The organism is Microbacterium hominis (assembly GCF_013282805.1).
Taxonomy (GTDB): domain Bacteria; phylum Actinomycetota; class Actinomycetes; order Actinomycetales; family Microbacteriaceae; genus Microbacterium; species Microbacterium hominis_B.
The window spans coordinates 2,195,304-2,211,595 of record NZ_CP054038.1 but is presented as its reverse complement, the minus strand read 5'-3'; the positions used below and the strand labels follow the sequence as shown (position 1 = coordinate 2,211,595).

The 16,292-nt window shown below is 69.5% G+C and carries 15 protein-coding genes; 13 read left to right on the top strand and 2 right to left on the bottom strand.

What is annotated here, in order from left to right; genetic code table 11:
• Positions 1-8: 8 nt before the first annotated feature.
• Both lspA and HQM25_RS09965 read left to right on the top strand, forming a co-directional pair.
• Positions 9-596, top strand: a complete 588-nt coding sequence (gene lspA, locus HQM25_RS09970; RefSeq protein ID WP_172990097.1) for a signal peptidase II — start codon at positions 9-11, stop codon at positions 594-596.
• A gap of 9 nt (positions 597-605) precedes the next feature.
• On the top strand, positions 606-1,523 hold the full coding sequence (locus HQM25_RS09965; RefSeq protein WP_172990096.1) for an RluA family pseudouridine synthase: 918 nt from the start codon (positions 606-608) through the stop codon (positions 1,521-1,523).
• Between the two features lie 127 nt (positions 1,524-1,650).
• Here HQM25_RS09965 and HQM25_RS09960 read toward each other — a convergent pair whose 3' ends face one another.
• Positions 1,651-2,124, bottom strand: a complete 474-nt coding sequence (locus HQM25_RS09960; RefSeq protein ID WP_172990095.1) for an NUDIX hydrolase — start codon at positions 2,122-2,124, stop codon at positions 1,651-1,653.
• 49 nt (positions 2,125-2,173) lie between these two features.
• On the opposite strand from HQM25_RS09960, the gene HQM25_RS09955 reads away from it, so the two are divergent.
• The 6 genes from HQM25_RS09955 to HQM25_RS09930 all read left to right on the top strand — a co-directional run bounded on the left by HQM25_RS09955 (position 2,174) and on the right by HQM25_RS09930 (position 10,434).
• Positions 2,174-2,626: a hypothetical protein gene (locus tag HQM25_RS09955; protein ID WP_172990094.1), complete on the top strand. Its 453-nt coding sequence runs from the start codon at positions 2,174-2,176 to the stop codon at positions 2,624-2,626.
• A gap of 176 nt (positions 2,627-2,802) precedes the next feature.
• Positions 2,803-6,273 (top strand): DNA polymerase III subunit alpha, encoded by a 3,471-nt coding sequence (dnaE, locus tag HQM25_RS09950; RefSeq protein WP_254359663.1) that lies wholly within the window; start codon positions 2,803-2,805, stop codon positions 6,271-6,273.
• Positions 6,274-6,356: 83 nt separating this feature from the next.
• Positions 6,357-7,571, top strand: a complete 1,215-nt coding sequence (locus HQM25_RS09945; RefSeq protein ID WP_172990092.1) for a hypothetical protein — start codon at positions 6,357-6,359, stop codon at positions 7,569-7,571.
• A gap of 30 nt (positions 7,572-7,601) precedes the next feature.
• Positions 7,602-8,903 carry a histidinol dehydrogenase gene (hisD, locus tag HQM25_RS09940; protein WP_172990091.1) on the top strand — a complete coding sequence of 434 codons (1,302 nt, stop codon included), beginning with the start codon at positions 7,602-7,604 and terminating at the stop codon, positions 8,901-8,903.
• A gap of 12 nt (positions 8,904-8,915) precedes the next feature.
• Positions 8,916-9,398 carry a transcriptional regulator NrdR gene (gene nrdR, locus HQM25_RS09935; protein ID WP_172990090.1) on the top strand — a complete coding sequence of 161 codons (483 nt, stop codon included), beginning with the start codon at positions 8,916-8,918 and terminating at the stop codon, positions 9,396-9,398.
• 10 nt (positions 9,399-9,408) lie between these two features.
• Complete coding sequence (locus HQM25_RS09930; protein WP_172990089.1) at positions 9,409-10,434, top strand: quinone-dependent dihydroorotate dehydrogenase; 1,026 nt, start codon at positions 9,409-9,411, stop codon at positions 10,432-10,434.
• Positions 10,435-10,505: 71 nt separating this feature from the next.
• Here HQM25_RS09930 and HQM25_RS09925 read toward each other — a convergent pair whose 3' ends face one another.
• Positions 10,506-11,084: a DUF3043 domain-containing protein gene (locus HQM25_RS09925; protein WP_172990088.1), complete on the bottom strand. Its 579-nt coding sequence runs from the start codon at positions 11,082-11,084 to the stop codon at positions 10,506-10,508.
• 46 nt (positions 11,085-11,130) lie between these two features.
• Between HQM25_RS09925 and HQM25_RS09920 the strand changes: the two genes are divergently transcribed.
• From HQM25_RS09920 to HQM25_RS09900, 5 genes are all read left to right on the top strand, one after another.
• Positions 11,131-12,534, top strand: a complete 1,404-nt coding sequence (locus tag HQM25_RS09920) for a dipeptidase (RefSeq protein ID WP_172990087.1) — start codon at positions 11,131-11,133, stop codon at positions 12,532-12,534.
• Positions 12,535-12,612: 78 nt separating this feature from the next.
• Positions 12,613-12,978, top strand: coding sequence for an iron-sulfur cluster insertion protein ErpA (erpA, locus tag HQM25_RS09915; RefSeq protein WP_172990086.1), 366 nt, complete (start codon positions 12,613-12,615; stop codon positions 12,976-12,978).
• Between the two features lie 163 nt (positions 12,979-13,141).
• Complete coding sequence (ctaC, locus tag HQM25_RS09910; RefSeq protein ID WP_172990085.1) at positions 13,142-14,026, top strand: aa3-type cytochrome oxidase subunit II; 885 nt, start codon at positions 13,142-13,144, stop codon at positions 14,024-14,026.
• 2 nt (positions 14,027-14,028) lie between these two features.
• The gene (ctaD, locus tag HQM25_RS09905; protein ID WP_172990084.1) at positions 14,029-15,792 is read left to right on the top strand and encodes an aa3-type cytochrome oxidase subunit I; all 1,764 of its coding nucleotides are present in this window, start codon (positions 14,029-14,031) and stop codon (positions 15,790-15,792) included.
• On the top strand, positions 15,793-16,263 hold the full coding sequence (locus tag HQM25_RS09900) for a cytochrome c oxidase subunit 4 (protein WP_172990083.1): 471 nt from the start codon (positions 15,793-15,795) through the stop codon (positions 16,261-16,263).
• Positions 16,264-16,292 lie beyond the last annotated feature (29 nt).

Below are 16,292 nucleotides of genomic sequence, written 5' to 3'. Positions count from 1 at the left end.
GCCGGCCTTTGACAGGCCGAGCCCCCCTGCATCGGGCGGCGGCCGGCGCCATCATCGCAGTTCTCGCGGTGCTGGTGCTGGCCGCCGACCAGTTCACGAAGTACCTCGCGATCGAGAACCTCCCGCCCGAGGAGCCCGTTCCGATCCTCGGCGACTTCCTCGTCTTCCTCCTCGTGCGCAACCCCGGCGCCGCATTCTCCCTCGGCGAATCCGTGACCTGGCTGTTCACGATCGCCCTGGCCGCCGTCGCGGTCGTGATCATCTGGCTCGCGGCCACCCGCGTGCGCTCGCGCCTGTGGGCGGTGGCGCTCGGACTGCTCCTCGGCGGAGTGCTCGGCAATCTGACCGACCGCCTCCTCCGTGAGCCGGGGTTCCCCGTGGGGCACGTCGTCGACTTCATCAATACGCCGTGGATGATGCCGGCCATCTACAACGTCGCCGACATCTTCATCGTCTCGATGATGATCGGGGTGGCGCTGCTCGTGCTGGTCGGACTCCACCTCGACGGCACCCGCGAAGTGCGGGAGTCGTCCGCGAGCGACGCGGGCGCCTCGGCCGACGGCGGAGAGACCGGCGACGCCGCGTCGCGCGACTGAGGCGGGATCATGGAATCTCGGACCCTCCCCGTCCCCGACGGTCTCGACGGCACGCGCGTCGATGCGGCGCTGGCCAAGATGCTCGGCTTCTCACGTACCTTCGCGGCCGAGGTCGCCGAGGCCGGCGGCGTCGTCATGGACGGACGCACGCTCGCGAAGGCAGACAAGCTGCGCGGCGGTTCGTGGCTCGAAGTCTCGTGGGCGCCCAAGGAGGAGCCGCGCGTCATCCCCGTCGCGGTGCCGGACCTCGGCATCGCCTACGACGACGACGACATCGTCGTCGTCGACAAGCCCTCCGGCGTCGCGGCGCATCCGTCGCTGGGCTGGGAGGGCCCGACCGTGCTCGGCGCACTGGCGGCCGGCGGCTACCGCATCGCGACGACCGGCGCCGCCGAGCGCCAGGGCGTGGTGCACCGCCTCGACGTCGGCACGAGCGGGCTGATGGTCGTGGCCAAGACTGAGCGGGCGTACACCGCCCTCAAGAGGGCGTTCAAGGAGCGCGAGGTCGACAAGATCTACCACGCGGTCGTGCAGGGGCACCCCGACCCGCTCGCCGGCACGATCGACGCCCCCATCGGGCGGCACCCCCACCACTCCTGGAAGTTCGCGGTCACCCCCGACGGCAAGGATTCGATCACCCACTACGAGACGCTCGAGGCGTTCCCCGGCGCGTCGCTGCTGGAGATCCACCTCGAGACCGGGCGCACGCACCAGATCCGCGTGCACATGGCCGCCCACCGGCATCCCTGCGTCGGCGATCCCCTGTACGGCGCCGACCCGACGCTGTCGGCCCGGCTGGGGCTCACGCGGCAGTGGCTGCACGCCCACGAGCTGTCGTTCTCGCACCCCGGCACGGGGGAGTGGGTGACGTTCACGTCGGACTACCCGGCCGACCTCGCCCATGCGCTCGAGGTGCTCCGCGGCTGAGCGCGGCCGGCGGCGCCAGCTCGGTGCGGCGGGCTGCCGAAGTTCCGCGGTCAGTTTCTGCGGGCGTGAGGGCGGATGCCGCGCCGAGAGTGACTGCGGAGCGAAAGCCGAGCGAGAGCCGAGGCGATCAGGCCCCGCCCTCGAACCGCGCGGGTCCGGAGGCGGACAGCGCGGCATCCACCCGGCGCCGCATGTCGGCGTTCATCTCGGGAAGCGCGGTCGGGTCGTACCAGCCGACCTCCGTCATCTCGCCGTCGACGGGGTACGGATCGCCCGAGACCCACGCGCATCGGAACGTGAGGTCGAGGTAGTCGGCCTGATCGCCGTTCGCGTACACGATCCGGGGGATCTGATGCACCCACGCGAGGTGTTCGACGCGGCACACCACGCCGGCTTCTTCGGCGGTCTCACGCACCGCGGCGTCGGCAGGCTCCTCGCCGGGATCGACGATGCCGGTGATGGGCGTGAGCCACCCGTTGTCGCTGCGGCGGCCGAGCAGCACCTGCCCGTCGCGCACGACCACGGCCGTCACGCCGGCCAGCGAGAGCGGATCGGTGCCGATCTTGCGGCGGAGATCGACGATGAAGTCGGGGATCGGCATGACGATCACCCTATGACCACGCGATCCGCGCGAGCTCTATTGTGATGCCGTGAACTCCTCCGTGCTGCAGCGACGGTTCGCCCGCGCGAACACGCTCTACCTCGACCTGATCGCGGCGCTCGGCCGCGACCAGCTCGGGTCCCACCTGGCAGATCTCCCGTCCGACACGATCGGCCACCAGCTGTGGTGCGTGCTGGGCGCGCGGGAGAGCTACCCCCGCGCAGCGCGGGCGGGGCAGTGGCAGGGATTCACGAGTCCGGTCACCGCCGAGCAGACGGTGGATGCCGCGGCCCTGCGCTCCGCCTTCGAGGCCACCGCGGCAGACGTCGGCGCCTGGCTCCCGGAGATCGCCGCCGACGACGAGGAGTCGCTGACCTACGCGCTCGCGCTCCTCGAGCACGAGACGCAGCACCACGGCCAGCTCATCCGCTACCTCTACGGGCTCGGCATCCGGCGCCCGCACTCGTGGCGGCGGCAGTACGCCCTCGACGAGCACTTCTGACCGGCGCGCATCGACGGCGCGCGGCATCCTTCACCCTCGAGTCGAAGGTGAGGCGACCTCGGCGCCCAGGCGCGGACACCCCGTGCCCACCCCGCCGCGGAGTCGGCGGCCCTCCGTAGACTCGACGGGTGGCATCCGACTCCTTCGTTCACCTGCACGTGCACAGCGAGTACTCGATGCTCGACGGCGCCGCCAAGATCGGCGCGATGACCCAGGCCGCCGCCGAGTACGGCATGCCGGCGATCGCGGTGACCGACCACGGCAACACGTTCGCCGCGTTCGAGTTCTACAACGCCGCCAAGGCGTCCGGCGTGAAGCCGATCATCGGCCTCGAGGCGTACGTCACGCCGGGCACCCACCGCAGCGACAAGTCGCGCGTGGCGTGGGGATCGCCCGAGCAGAAGAGCGACGACGTGTCTGGGTCGGGCGCCTACACCCACATGACGATGTGGAGCCAGACCACCGAGGGCATGCACAACCTCTTCCGGCTGAGCTCGCTGTCGAGCATGGAGGGGTACTACTTCAAGCCCCGCATGGACCGCGAGCTGCTCCAGACCTACGGCAAGGGGCTCATCGCGACGACCGGCTGCCCGTCGGGCGAGGTGCAGACGCGGCTGCGGCTCGGCCAGTACGACGCGGCCCGCGCGGCGGCCGCGGAGTTCCAGGACATCTTCGGCAAGGAGAACTACTTCGCCGAGATCATGGACCACGGCCTGTCGATCGAGCGCCGGGTGATGACCGATCTGCTGCGGCTGTCCAAAGACCTCGACATCCCGCTGGTCGCGACCAACGACTCCCACTACACGCACCAGCACGAGGCCGACGCGCACGCAGCCCTGCTGTGCGTGCAGTCCGGCTCGACGCTCGACGATCCCAACCGGTTCAAGTTCGACGGCGACGGCTATTACGTGAAGACCGCGCAGGAGATGCGCCAGATCTTCCGCGACCATCCCGAGGCGTGCGACAACACTCTCCTGATCGCGGAGCGGTGCGAGGTCGAGTTCAACACCGCCGCCAACTACATGCCGCGCTTCCCGGTGCCCGACGGCGAGACCGAGGACAGCTGGCTCGTCAAGGAGGTCGAGGCGGGCCTCCACTACCGGTACCCGGGTGGCATCCCCGACCGGGTCCGCAAGCAGGCCGAGTACGAGACCGGGATCATCCTGCAGATGGGCTTCCCCGGCTACTTCCTCGTCGTCGCCGACTTCATCAACTGGGCCAAGGACAACGGCATCCGCGTGGGCCCCGGCCGCGGTTCGGGAGCGGGGTCGATGGTCGCCTACGCCATGCGCATCACCGACCTCGACCCGCTCGAGCACGGCCTCATCTTCGAGCGCTTCCTCAACCCCGACCGCGTGTCGATGCCCGACTTCGACGTCGATTTCGACGACCGCCGCCGTGGCGAGGTGATCGACTACGTCACCGAGAAGTACGGCTCCGAGCGCGTCGCGCAGATCGTGACCTACGGCACGATCAAGTCGAAGCAGGCGCTGAAGGACGCCGGGCGCGTGCTCGGCTTCCCCTTCAGCATGGGGGAGCGCCTGACCAAGGCGATGCCGCCGGCGGTCATGGGCAAGGACATGCCGCTGAGCGGCATGTTCGACGCGCAGCATCCGCGCTTCAAGGAGGCCAGCGAGTTCCGGGCCCTCATCGACACCGACCCGGAGGCCAAGACGGTGTTCGACCGGGCGCTCGGGCTCGAAGGGCTCAAGCGCCAGTGGGGCGTGCACGCGGCCGGCGTGATCATGTCGAGCGAGCCGCTGCTGGACATCATCCCGATCATGCGCCGCGAGCAGGACGGCCAGATCGTCACGCAGTTCGACTACCCCTCGTGCGAGACCCTCGGCCTCATCAAGATGGACTTCCTGGGGCTGCGCAACCTCACGATCATCTCCGACGCCCTCGAGAACATCCGCATGAACCGGGGCGAGGAGCTCGACCTGGAGCATCTCGCGCTCGACGACCGCGCGGCCTACGACCTGCTCACCCGCGGCGACACGCTCGGCGTGTTCCAGCTCGACGGCGGGCCGATGCGGTCGCTGCTGCGGCTGATGAAGCCCGACAACTTCGAAGACGTCTCGGCCGTGATCGCGCTGTACCGCCCCGGCCCGATGGGTGCGAACTCGCACATCAACTACGCGCTGCGCAAGAACGGGCAGCAGGACGTCACCCCGATCCATCCCGAGCTCGAGGAGCCGCTGCGCGAGATCCTCGACATCAGCTACGGCCTGATCATCTATCAGGAGCAGGTCATGGCCATCGCCCAGAAGGTCGCGGGATTCTCGCTCGGACAGGCCGACATCCTGCGCCGCGCGATGGGCAAGAAGAAGAAGTCCGAGCTCGACAAGCAGTACGAGGGCTTCGCCGGCGGCATGAAGGAGCGCGGCTTCGGGGAAGCGGCGATCCAGGCTCTGTGGGACATCCTGCTGCCGTTCTCCGATTACGCGTTCAACAAAGCGCACTCGGCCGCGTACGGTCTGGTGTCGTACTGGACCGCCTACCTCAAGGCTCACTATCCCGCCGAGTACATGGCGGCGCTGCTGACCAGCGTCGGCGACTCGAAGGACAAGATGGCGGTGTACCTCAACGAGTGCCGTCGCATGGGCATCAAGGTGCTCCCACCCGATGTCGGTCAGTCCATCCGCTACTTCGCGGCCGTCGGCGAGGACATCCGGTTCGGCCTGGGCGCTGTGCGCAACGTCGGCACGAACGTGGTCGACGGCATCGTGGCCGCCCGCGACCAGGGGCCGTACACGGGGTTCCACGACTTCCTGTCGAAGGTCCCCGCGCAGGTCGCCAACAAGCGCACGATCGAGTCGCTCATCAAGGCCGGCGCGTTCGATTCGCTCGGATCGACACGGCGCGCGCTGATGGAGATCCACGAGGATGCCACCGAGCAGGCCGTGCTCGACAAGCGCCGAGAGGCCAACGGCGAAGTCGGGTTCGACTTCGACTCGCTCTGGGGCGACGACGAGCCGCACCAGGCGGCGAAGGTGCCCGAGCGGCCCGAATGGACCAAGAAGGACAAGCTCGCCTTCGAGCGCGAGATGCTCGGGCTCTACGTGTCCGATCACCCGCTGGCGGGGCTCGAGGTGCCGCTGGCGAAGCACGCCTCCACCAGCATCCATGATCTGCTCGTGAACGAGGACCTGCAGGACGGCGACCAGGTCACCGTGGCCGGGCTCGTGACCAGCGTGCAGCACCGCGTCGCCAAGCAGAGCGGCAATCCGTACGGCATGATCACCGTCGAGGACTTCGACGGCGAGGTCACGATCATGTTCATGGGCAAGACCTACCTCGAGTTCCAGTCGATGCTCCAGGCCGACTCGATCCTCGTCGTGCGCGGGCGCGTGTCCCGTCGCGAAGACGGGCTCAACCTGCACGCGCAGTCCGCGTTCTCGCCCGACCTGGGAGCGATGGATGCCGCGGGCCCGCTCGTGCTGCTGGTGCCGGAGCACCGCGCGACCGAGGCGATCGTGGGGGAGCTGGCGGGGGTGCTCGAACGCCATCGCGGCGACACCGAGGTCACGCTCCGCCTCTACAAGGGATCGACCGCGAAGGTGTTCGAGGTGCCGATGCCGGTCTCCGTGAGCGCGGATCTCTACGGGGAGCTCAAGGGTCTGCTGGGTCCGCAGTGCCTCGGGTGACTCGCCGCAGATCTCATCGGCGTCTCATGCGCCGTAGGTAATATCAGGACGCGAGCCGCGGCCCGCGGCCGGGAAGGAAGATCGTGACCGAAAAGCTGGACCAGCACGCTGACGCGAGCTCCGCGACCGACGACGAGGTCGTCGACCCGACGGAGACCGCCGCCGACACCGCTGCGGAGTCCGAAGCGGCGGGCGATCCCCCTGCTGACACGCCCATCGAGGCGGCCGAGGAGCCCGCCGAAGCGGCCGATCCCGGGCACGAGATCCCCGAGCCGGTCGCCGCCGAAGAGCCGGTGACCGTGGCCGAAGAGATCGCCGCCCCCGTGCCGCCCGCCGCCTCCGACGACTCCCCGGGTGCCGCCGACGATGCGCCCCAGTACGGCGTCGGGCCGTTCTCCCTCCGGGAGGTGGCCCTCGGCGGACTCTGGCTCGTGGCCTTCGTGGTCTCGTTCTTCCCGATCTTCGGCGCCATCGGCAACGGCACCTCGGTGTGGACGAGCGGCATCGACTGGGTGCTGACGATCGGCGTGCCGACGGTCGCCGTGTTCCTCATCGGTCTGCGTCGTCTGTCGCCCGACGGGATCCGCCGCGTCGGGTCGCTCGGCATCGACCAGTTCGCATCGGTGGCCTTCGCCGTCTCGACCGTGGTGTGGCTCGGCATCATCTGGAACTCGTTCATCACCCTCGCGCAGAACCGCGTCTTCCTGGCGACCTGGGTCGTGTGGGTCGAGTTCTTCCTGATGCTCGGCGGTGTCTTCCTCACCGTGTTCGCCCCGTGGATCGCGCCGTTCGACGAGGACTTCGCCGGTCGCCGCGAGGTTCCGGCTCACCGCAACGCCCGCCCGGTGCGCGCTGTGACCGCCCGCCCGGCCTTCGTGTCCGAGACCGCCCCGGCCCTCCGCACCGAGCCCGCCCCGGAGCCCGACGCCGCCGCCGACCCGTACGCCGCCACCGCGTTCGGCGGGGGCGCGTCGACGGAGGGCGAAGCCGCCGCGGTGCCGCCTCACGAAGACGCCACCCAGGCGGCGGGCGAGGTCGACCAGGCCTGGGCGCCCGAGCACGCGCGCGACACCTTCGAGCCCGTCGAGACGCCCGAGGAGCACGCGCGCCACCAGGCGTTCTGGGCTCTCGCTCCCGAAGAGCGCGACGTCGTCGACGAGGTCGGCGTGCCGCTGTTCCGCATCGGCCCCACCGCATGGGCGCTGGTGATCGAGGATCGCGGCGACACCTTCGTCGTGCGTCACGAAGACGGACGGGTGGGCTACCTGCACGACATCGAGGGCGTCACTCGGGGCTGACGGTTTGCGCGCCCGCGCTACGGTAGACGGATGCTTCGCACCATCGATCTGCGCGGGCGCGTACTCACCCCCGCCGAGCTGCTGGCGGCCGTCCCTCGTGCGGACGCGGCGCGCGCTGAGGCGCTCTCGACCGCCGCCGAGATCGTCGCCGACGTCGCGGCGCGCGGCGAGGACTCGCTGCGCGAGCAGGCCGAGCGCTTCGACGGGGTCAGCGGCCACGCACTGCGCGTGCCCGCCGCGCATCTGGACGAGGCGCTCGACGCACTCGAGCCCGGCATCCGGACCGCGCTCGACGAGGCGATCGCGCGCGTGCGCGACGCCTCGGCCGCCCAGGTGCCGGCACCCGCCACGACGACCCTCGGGCCGGGCGCGGTCGTGCACCAGCGCTGGCAGCCCGTGCGCCGCGTCGGGCTGTACGTGCCCGGCGGCAAGGCGGTGTACCCCTCGAGCGTGGTCATGAACGTCGTGCCGGCGCAGGTGGCCGGCGTCGCACAGGTCGCGCTCGCCTCGCCGCCGCAGCGCGAGCACGGGGGTCGGGTGCATCCGGTGATCCTGGCGGCGGCGAAGCTGCTGGGCGTCGACGAGGTGTACGCGATGGGCGGCGCCGGCGCGATCGGCGCCTTCGCCCACGGCGTCGCCTCACTCGGACTCGACCCCGTCGATGTCGTGACCGGCCCCGGGAACAACTTCGTCGCCGCGGCCAAGCGCGCCGTGGCGGGGCGCGTCGGGACCGACTCGGAGGCCGGCGCCACCGAGATCCTCATCGTCGCCGACGCCCACGCCGATGCGCGCCTGGTCGCCGTCGACCTCATCAGCCAGGCCGAGCATGACGAACAGGCCTCCGCGGTCCTGGTGACCGATTCGGAGCACCTGGCCGCGCGCGTCCTCGAGGAGATCGGCCCGCGTGCGGCATCCACTCGTCACAGCGCCCGCGTGACCGTGGCGCTCAGCGGGGAGCAGTCGGCGATCGTGCTCGTGGACGACGTCGCCCAGGCGACCGCGTTCAGCAACGCCTACGCGCCCGAGCACCTCGAACTCCATCTGGCAGACCCGCGTCCGGCCGACTTCGTGCACGCCGGAGCGATCTTCGTCGGGCCCGATGCGCCGGTGAGTCTGGGGGACTACCTGGCCGGCAGCAACCACGTGCTGCCCACCGGCGGCCAGGCCCGCTACGCGGCGGGGCTGTCCGCGGCGACCTTCCTGAGGCCGCAGCAGGTGATCGAGTACGACCACGCCGCCCTGGAGCAGGTGCGCGACGCGATCGTGACCCTCGCCGAGGCCGAGGCGCTGCCCGCCCACGGTGAAGCGGTCACCGCCCGCTTCACGGCGTAGTCTGTCGGTGTCATGCACTGCCCGTTCTGCCGCCACTCCGATTCCCGCGTGATCGATTCGCGCACCAGCGACGACGGCCTCAGCATCCGCCGCCGGCGCCAGTGCCCCGAGTGCGGAGGGCGCTTCTCGACGATCGAGACGGCCAGCCTGAACGTCATCAAGCGGTCCGGAGTCATCGAGCCGTTCAGCCGGGACAAGGTCATGTCCGGCGTCCGCAAGGCGTGCCAGGGCCGCCCGGTGACCGAGGCGGATCTGGCCGTGCTCGCCCAGACCGTCGAGGAGGCCGTGCGCCAGACGGGGGCGTCGCAGATCGACACGAACGAGATCGGCCTGGCGATCCTCGGACCGCTGCGCGAGCTCGACGAGGTGGCGTACCTCCGCTTCGCGAGCGTGTACCAGGCCTTCGAGTCGCTCGAGGACTTCGAGGCGTCGATCGCGCAGCTGCGCGCCGACCACGCGGACCGCGCAGCCGAGACGGGTCCCGGCGCGCACTAACCTGGAGGGGATGTATCCCCTCCTTTTCCGGACCGTGCTCACGCGCATGGATCCCGAGACCGCCCACCACCTCGGCATGTTCGTGATCCGGGTGACCGGCCTCGCGCCCTTCTCCTGGGCGGCCCGCGCACTCACCGCCCCCGATCCGTCGCTGCGCACCCGCGCGCTCGGGCTCGAGTTCGCGAGCCCCTTCGGCGTGGCGGCCGGCTTCGACAAGAACGTCGTCGGTGTTCCGGGCCTGGGCGCACTCGGCTTCGGGCACATCGAGGTGGGCACGATCACGGCGATCCCGCAGGACGGCAACCCGCGTCCGCGCCTGTTCCGCCTCGTGCCCGACCGCGCGGTGATCAATCGCATGGGCTTCAACAACAAGGGCGCCGAGGCGGCCGCGCGGCGACTGAGCAGGCTCCGACGGCGACGTCGGCGGCCGGTCGTCGGGGTGAACATCGGCAAGAGCCGCGTCGTGGACGTGGCCGACGCGACCGCCGACTACGTGCGCAGCGCCACCCTGCTGGCGCCCCTCGCGGACTATCTCGTGGTGAACGTCTCGTCGCCGAACACGCCCGGCCTGCGCGGCCTGCAGGCGGTGGAGACCCTGCGCCCGCTCCTGGAGGCGGTGCGGGATGCCGCGGGGGCGACGCCCCTGCTCGTGAAGATCGCGCCCGACCTGCCCGATGAGGAGATCGACGCGGTCGCCACGCTGGCGGTCGACCTGGGGCTCGCCGGGCTGATCGCCACCAACACGACCATCTCGCGGGAGGGCTTGGCGACCGACGAGGCCGTCGTGGCCGCCGCGGGCGACGGAGGACTGTCGGGTGCGCCGCTCAAGGAGCGGTCCCTCGCGGTGCTGCGCCGCGTGCGCGCGGTGGTTCCCGATGAGTTCTGCATCATCTCAGCCGGGGGAGTGGAGACCGCCGAAGACGTGCTCGCCCGCCGCGCCGCCGGAGCAGACCTCGTGCAGGGATACACCGCGTTCCTCTACCGCGGACCGCTCTGGGCGCGGCAGATCAATCGCGGACTCGTGCGGCATCGCTGACGGGGATTGTTCCCCTCGCGCGAAGAACCCCGCCGGATCTCCGGCGGGGTTCTGTCATGGGCGGGACCCGATCAGGGGTGCTGTCCGCGCTTGACCTGAGGCTTGGGGAGGCGGAGGAACCGCATCTGGATCGTGCGCATCGCGGCGTACCAGCCGAGGCCCTTCTCGATCTTGTCGGCGCCGAAGCGGGCCTTGGTGGCCTGCTTGACGCGGATCGAGGTGAGCACCATGTCGCCGATGACGAAGAAGATGAAGATCCAGAGGGCGACGAAGGACCAGTACTGCACGGCCACGACCGGGATGAAGGTCGCCAGGATCACGACGACCATGGCCGGCATGACCGCCTCGCCCAGGTGCCAGCCGGAGTCCACGAAGTCACGGGCGAACTTGCGCTGCGGCCCCTGATCGCGGGCGGGCAGATAGCGGGGGTCGCCGTTGGCCATGCCCACGCGGGCCTTCTCCCGCTTGGCGGCGAGGTCCGCGCGGGCGCGGGCCTTTGCCTCCTTGGTGTCGGGCACGAGCGGTCGCTTGCGGGCGGCCTCCTGCTCGGCGCGGGAAGGGGTCGCGCGGCCCTTGCCGGCCAGTGCGGCGTCGGTCGGAGCGTCGGCGGACGCGTCCTTCGGGGCGGGGGCTGCGGGTGTCTTGGCCACGATGATCCTCGGATGGGCGGAAGGGGGTGCGCTTAAGATTACCCGCATGACTTCAGAGCTGACCCGTCAGGATGCTGTGCGCCGCGCGGCCGCCGACGCCATCCCCGCCGCCCTCGCCGATCTGGGGGCGCTCGTGCGCATCCCCTCGGTGGCGTTCCCCGGCTTCGACGCCGACCCCGTGGAGCGCAGCGCCGAGGCCGTCGCGGCTCTCGTGCGCGCGACGGAGCTGTTCGAGCACGTCGAGGTGCGCCGGGCCGGGATCCCGGGCACCGACGAGATCGGCAAGCCCGCGGTCATCGCGCGGCGGGCGGCCCGCAACGGGCGCCCGACGATCCTGCTCTACGCCCACCATGACGTGCAGCCCGTCGGCGACGAGTCGCTGTGGGACTCGCCCCCCTTCGAGCCGACCGTGCGCGACGGCCGGCTCTACGGCCGCGGCGCCGCCGACGACAAGGCGGGCATCATGGCCCACATCGGCGCGCTGCGCGCGCTGAAGGACGCGCTCGGCGACGACTTCGACCTCGGTGTGGCGCTGTTCATCGAGGGGGAGGAGGAGGCCGGCTCACGGTCGTTCGCCCAGTTCCTCGGCGAGAACGCCGATGCCCTCCGCGCCGACGCCATCGTGGTCGCCGACTCGGGCAACTGGGATTCGCGGACGCCGGCTCTGACCGTGTCGCTGCGCGGCAACACGCGCTTCACGCTCCGCGTGCGCACCCTCGAGCACGCGTCGCACTCGGGCATGTTCGGGGGAGCGGTGCCCGACGCGATGATGGCGACGGTCACGCTGCTGGCGACGCTGTGGGATGCCGACGGCGCCGTCGCCGTCGAGGGACTGCACGAGCGGGATGCCGTTACCCCCGCCTACAGCGAGGAGACGCTTCGCGACGAGGCCGGGCTGCCCGCCGGTGTGTCGCCGATCGGTCGGGGAACGATCCTCAGCCGGATCTGGAACAAGCCCTCGATCACGATCACCGGCATCGACGCCCCGAGCGTGGCGAACGCCTCGAACACTCTCAGCCCCGAGGTCACGGTCGTCATCAGCGCACGCGTGGCCCCCGGCCAGGCCGCGCGCGAGGCGTACGCCGCGATCGAGGCGCACCTGCGCGCCCACGCGCCCTTCGGCGCCGAGCTCGAGTTCTTCGACCAGGACTTCGGGAACCCGTTCCTCGTCGACACGAGCGGCTGGGCCGTCGCCGACGCGCGCGAGGCGCTCGAGGAGGCCTACGGCCCGGCACCCGTGGACATGGGCGTCGGCGGCTCGATCCCGTTCATCGCCGATCTCGTGCGCGAGTTCCCGGGCGCGCAGATCCTCGTCACGGGGGTCGAGGACCCGCATGCCCGTGCGCACAGCCCCAACGAGTCGCTGCACCTGGAGACCTTCCGCAACGCCCTGCTCGCCGAGGCGCTCCTGCTCGAGAAGCTCGACGCGCGCACGGTCGCCGACGCCTAGTCGATCCGGAGCCCTCCCAGGGCTGCGGGCGTACAATCGTGGGACGAGCCGCGCCCGCGGCCCTTTCAGAGGAGTGCCATGACCGACACCGCACTGACGACCGACCCGTCCGTTCGCGACCACGGTGTGCTGCTGACCGATGCGGCCGCCCTCAAGGTGAAGAACCTGCTCTCGCAGGAGGGCCGCGACGATCTGCGGCTGCGCGTCGCCGTGCAGCCGGGCGGATGCAGCGGCCTGATCTACCAGCTGTACTTCGACGAGCGCTACCTCGATGGCGACAAGACCGTCGACTTCGACGGCGTCGAGGTCATCGTCGACGACATGAGCGTCCCGTACCTCGACGGGGCGACGATCGACTTCAAGGACACGATCTCGGAGCAGGGCTTCACGATCGACAACCCGAACGCGGCCGGCAGCTGCGCGTGCGGCGACAGCTTCCACTGATCCGCACACGATTCCGATACGGCCCGATCTGCTCGAAAAGAGCAGGTCGGGCCGTTGTCGCACCCCCGGCGCAGGGCGGGCAACCTGGGCAGTTGGCCTGAATCGCCTGGATGCTTGCCCTAGACTGGCGGGAGTCACATTTCGAAACTGGAAAGGTGCGCCTGTGCCCTCGAAACGCCGCCTCCGCTGGGCCCTGATCCCTGCAGGGATCGCAGCGGCCGTGGTCCTTGCCGGATGCACGCCGACGGAGTTGAACGGATTCCTGCCCGGCTTCGTCGAAGACGGCACGCCGGCCACCGACCGCACCGAGATGGTGTCGGGTCTGTGGGTCAACTCGTGGATCGTGCTCCTCGTCGTGGGTGTCATCACCTGGGGTCTGATGGGGTGGGCGGCGATCGCCTACCGCCGCCGCAAAGGCCAGACCGGCCTCCCGGTGCAGCTGCGATACAACATGCCGATCGAGATCTTCTACACGATCGTGCCGCTGATCCTCGTGATCGGCTTCTTCGCCTTCACCGCGCGCGACCAGGCGATCCTCGAGACGCAGCACGAGGACCCCGACGTGTCGATCACCGCGATCGGCAAGCAGTGGTCCTGGGACTTCCAGTACACCGGTGACACCGACGCCGACACGGTCTACTCGATGGGCGTCCAGGCGCAGACCGACGAGCGCGGCAACGTCATCTCGGAGCTGCCGACCCTGGTGCTCCCGGTCGACCAGTCGGTGACCATCAAGCTCCAGTCGCGCGACGTGATCCACTCCTTCTGGATCATCGACTTCCTTTACAAGAAGGACATGTATATCGGCAAGGACAACTTCTGGTCCTTCACGCCGACCCGCGAAGGCTCGTACGCCGGCAAGTGCGCCGAGCTGTGCGGCGAATACCACTCGATGATGCTGTTCAACGTCGAGGTCGTCAGCCAGTCCGAGTACGAGTCCTATCTCGCATCGCTGCGCGCGGCCGGTCAGACCGGCGACATCGACGACGCCTACGACCGTCTGCAGAACCTGCCCGGAACGGGCGCCAGCTCCGAGGGAGAAGAGTGATCATGGCGACGACGCTTCCGCTTCAGGAAACGGGCCAGGGCCGCCCCACCACCCTTCCGCCGCGCCAGGCCGCTCTTCTGAGCGCGACGCGCGTCGAGCAGAAGGGCAACATCATCGTCAAGTGGATCACCTCCACTGACCACAAGACGATCGGCTACCTCTACCTCATCGCGTCGGTCGTGTTCTTCATGCTCGGCGGCGTGATGGCGCTGATCATCCGCGCCGAGCTGTTCGAGCCCGGGATGCAGATCATCCCGACCAAGGAGCAGTACAACCAGCTGTTCACGATGCACGGCACGATCATGCTGCTGATGTTCGCGACACCGCTGTTCGCCGGCTTCGCCAACGCGATCCTGCCTCTTCAGATCGGCGCGCCCGACGTCGCGTTCCCGCGTCTGAACGCGTTCGCCTTCTGGCTGTTCCTTTTCGGCTCGACGATCGCCGTCGCCGGCTTCCTCACGCCGCAGGGCGCGGCCGCCTTCGGATGGTTCGCCTATCAGCCGCTGGCCAACGCGAGCTTCTCGCCAGGTGCCGGTGGCAACCTGTGGATGCTGGGCCTGGGCATGAGCGGCTTCGGCACGATCATGGGCGCGGTCAACTTCATCACCACGATCATCACGATGCGCGCGCCGGGCATGACCATGTGGCGCATGCCGATCTTCTCGTGGAACACGCTGGTCACCAGCATCCTCGTCCTGATGGCCTTCCCGGTGCTCGCCGCGGCGATCCTGGCGGCGGCTGCGGACCGCGTTCTCGGCTCGCACATCTACGACCCGGCCAACGGTGGCGTGCTGCTGTGGCAGCACCTGTTCTGGTTCTTCGGCCACCCGGAGGTGTACATCATCGCGCTGCCGTTCTTCGGCATCGTCTCCGAGATCTTCCCGGTCTTCAGCCGCAAGCCGATCTTCGGCTACAAGACCCTCGTCTACGCGACCATCGCGATCGCGGCCCTGTCTGTCGCCGTGTGGGCCCACCACATGTACGTCACGGGCGCGGTGCTCCTGCCGTTCTTCGCACTGATGACCATGCTCATCGCGGTGCCCACCGGCGTGAAGATCTTCAACTGGATCGGCACGATGTGGCGCGGTTCGGTCACCTTCGAGACGCCGATGGTGTTCGCTCTCGGCTTCCTGGTCTCGTTCGTCTTCGGCGGTCTCACCGGCGTCATCCTCGCCTCGCCGCCGCTGGACTTCCACCTGTCCGACTCGTACTTCGTCGTCGCGCACTTCCACTACGTCGTGTTCGGCACCGTGGTGTTCGCGATGTTCGCCGGCTTCTACTTCTGGTGGCCGAAGTGGACGGGCCGCATGCTCAACGAGCGCATCGGCATCGTGCACTTCTGGATGCTGTTCATCGGCTTCCACATGACGTTCCTCATCCAGCACTGGCTCGGTGTCGACGGAATGGTCCGCCGCTACGCGGACTACTCCGAGGCCGACGGCTGGACGTGGCAGAACCAGGTCTCGACCGTGGGTGCCATCATCCTCGGCGCCTCGATGATCCCCTTCCTGTTCAACGTGTGGATCACGTCGCGCAAGGCTCCGAAGGTGACCGTGAACGACCCGTGGGGCTACGGGGCGTCGCTCGAGTGGGCGACCTCCTGCCCGCCGCCGCGACACAACTTCACGTCGATCCCGCGCATCCGCAGCGAGCGTCCCGCGTTCGACCTGAACCACCCCGAGGCCGGCGTGCCGTTCGGCGTGGGCCCGGCCAAGGATGCCCCCGACGCCCCGGTCGTCGACGACGCAGCTGGAAAGGTGAAGTAAGTGCGCACCAATGTCGGACTCTGGTGGCTTCTCACCGCGTTCTTCTTCGTCATGGCGGTCATCTACACCGTCTGGAACCTGATCGTCCACTGGGACGCCGCGGTGGCGAACAACCCTGACGGCACCTGGTGGGTCTACTTCACCGGATCGGTCGAGTGGGTCGGCTCCGTCGCACTTCTCTTCACGGCCTTCATGGGCGGTCTCATCGCCTTCTACGTCGGCAAGGTGCACAAGGCGCAGGGCGGCGAGCTTCCCGAAGACGTGCTGACGGCGGACATCGACGACGGCGACCCCGAGCTGGGCGAGTTCAGCCCGTGGTCGTGGTGGCCGATCGTGCTCGCGTTCTCGGCTTCGCTCGCGATCATCGGCCTCGCCATCGGCGCCTGGCTGATGCCCGTGGGCATCGCGGTGTTCGTCGTCGCGATCGTCGGCTGGGTGTACGAGTACTACCGCGGACATTTCGCACGCTGAGCGCTTCGACTCGCACGAAGGTGGGGTCC

What these genes read in the sequence shown, in the direction of transcription:
- HQM25_RS09965 (WP_172990096.1), top strand. Translation starts at nt 606, where the DNA reads ATGGAATCTCGGACCCTCCCCGTCCCCGACGGTCTCGACGGCACGCGC.
- HQM25_RS09960 (WP_172990095.1), bottom strand. Translation starts at nt 2,124, where the DNA reads ATGCCGATCCCCGACTTCATCGTCGATCTCCGCCGCAAGATCGGCACC.
- dnaE (WP_254359663.1), top strand. Translation starts at nt 2,803, where the DNA reads ATGCTCGACGGCGCCGCCAAGATCGGCGCGATGACCCAGGCCGCCGCC.
- hisD (WP_172990091.1), top strand. Translation starts at nt 7,602, where the DNA reads ATGCTTCGCACCATCGATCTGCGCGGGCGCGTACTCACCCCCGCCGAG.
- nrdR (WP_172990090.1), top strand. Translation starts at nt 8,916, where the DNA reads ATGCACTGCCCGTTCTGCCGCCACTCCGATTCCCGCGTGATCGATTCG.
- HQM25_RS09930 (WP_172990089.1), top strand. Translation starts at nt 9,409, where the DNA reads ATGTATCCCCTCCTTTTCCGGACCGTGCTCACGCGCATGGATCCCGAG.
- HQM25_RS09920 (WP_172990087.1), top strand. Translation starts at nt 11,131, where the DNA reads ATGACTTCAGAGCTGACCCGTCAGGATGCTGTGCGCCGCGCGGCCGCC.
- erpA (WP_172990086.1), top strand. Translation starts at nt 12,613, where the DNA reads ATGACCGACACCGCACTGACGACCGACCCGTCCGTTCGCGACCACGGT.
- ctaD (WP_172990084.1), top strand. Translation starts at nt 14,029, where the DNA reads ATGGCGACGACGCTTCCGCTTCAGGAAACGGGCCAGGGCCGCCCCACC.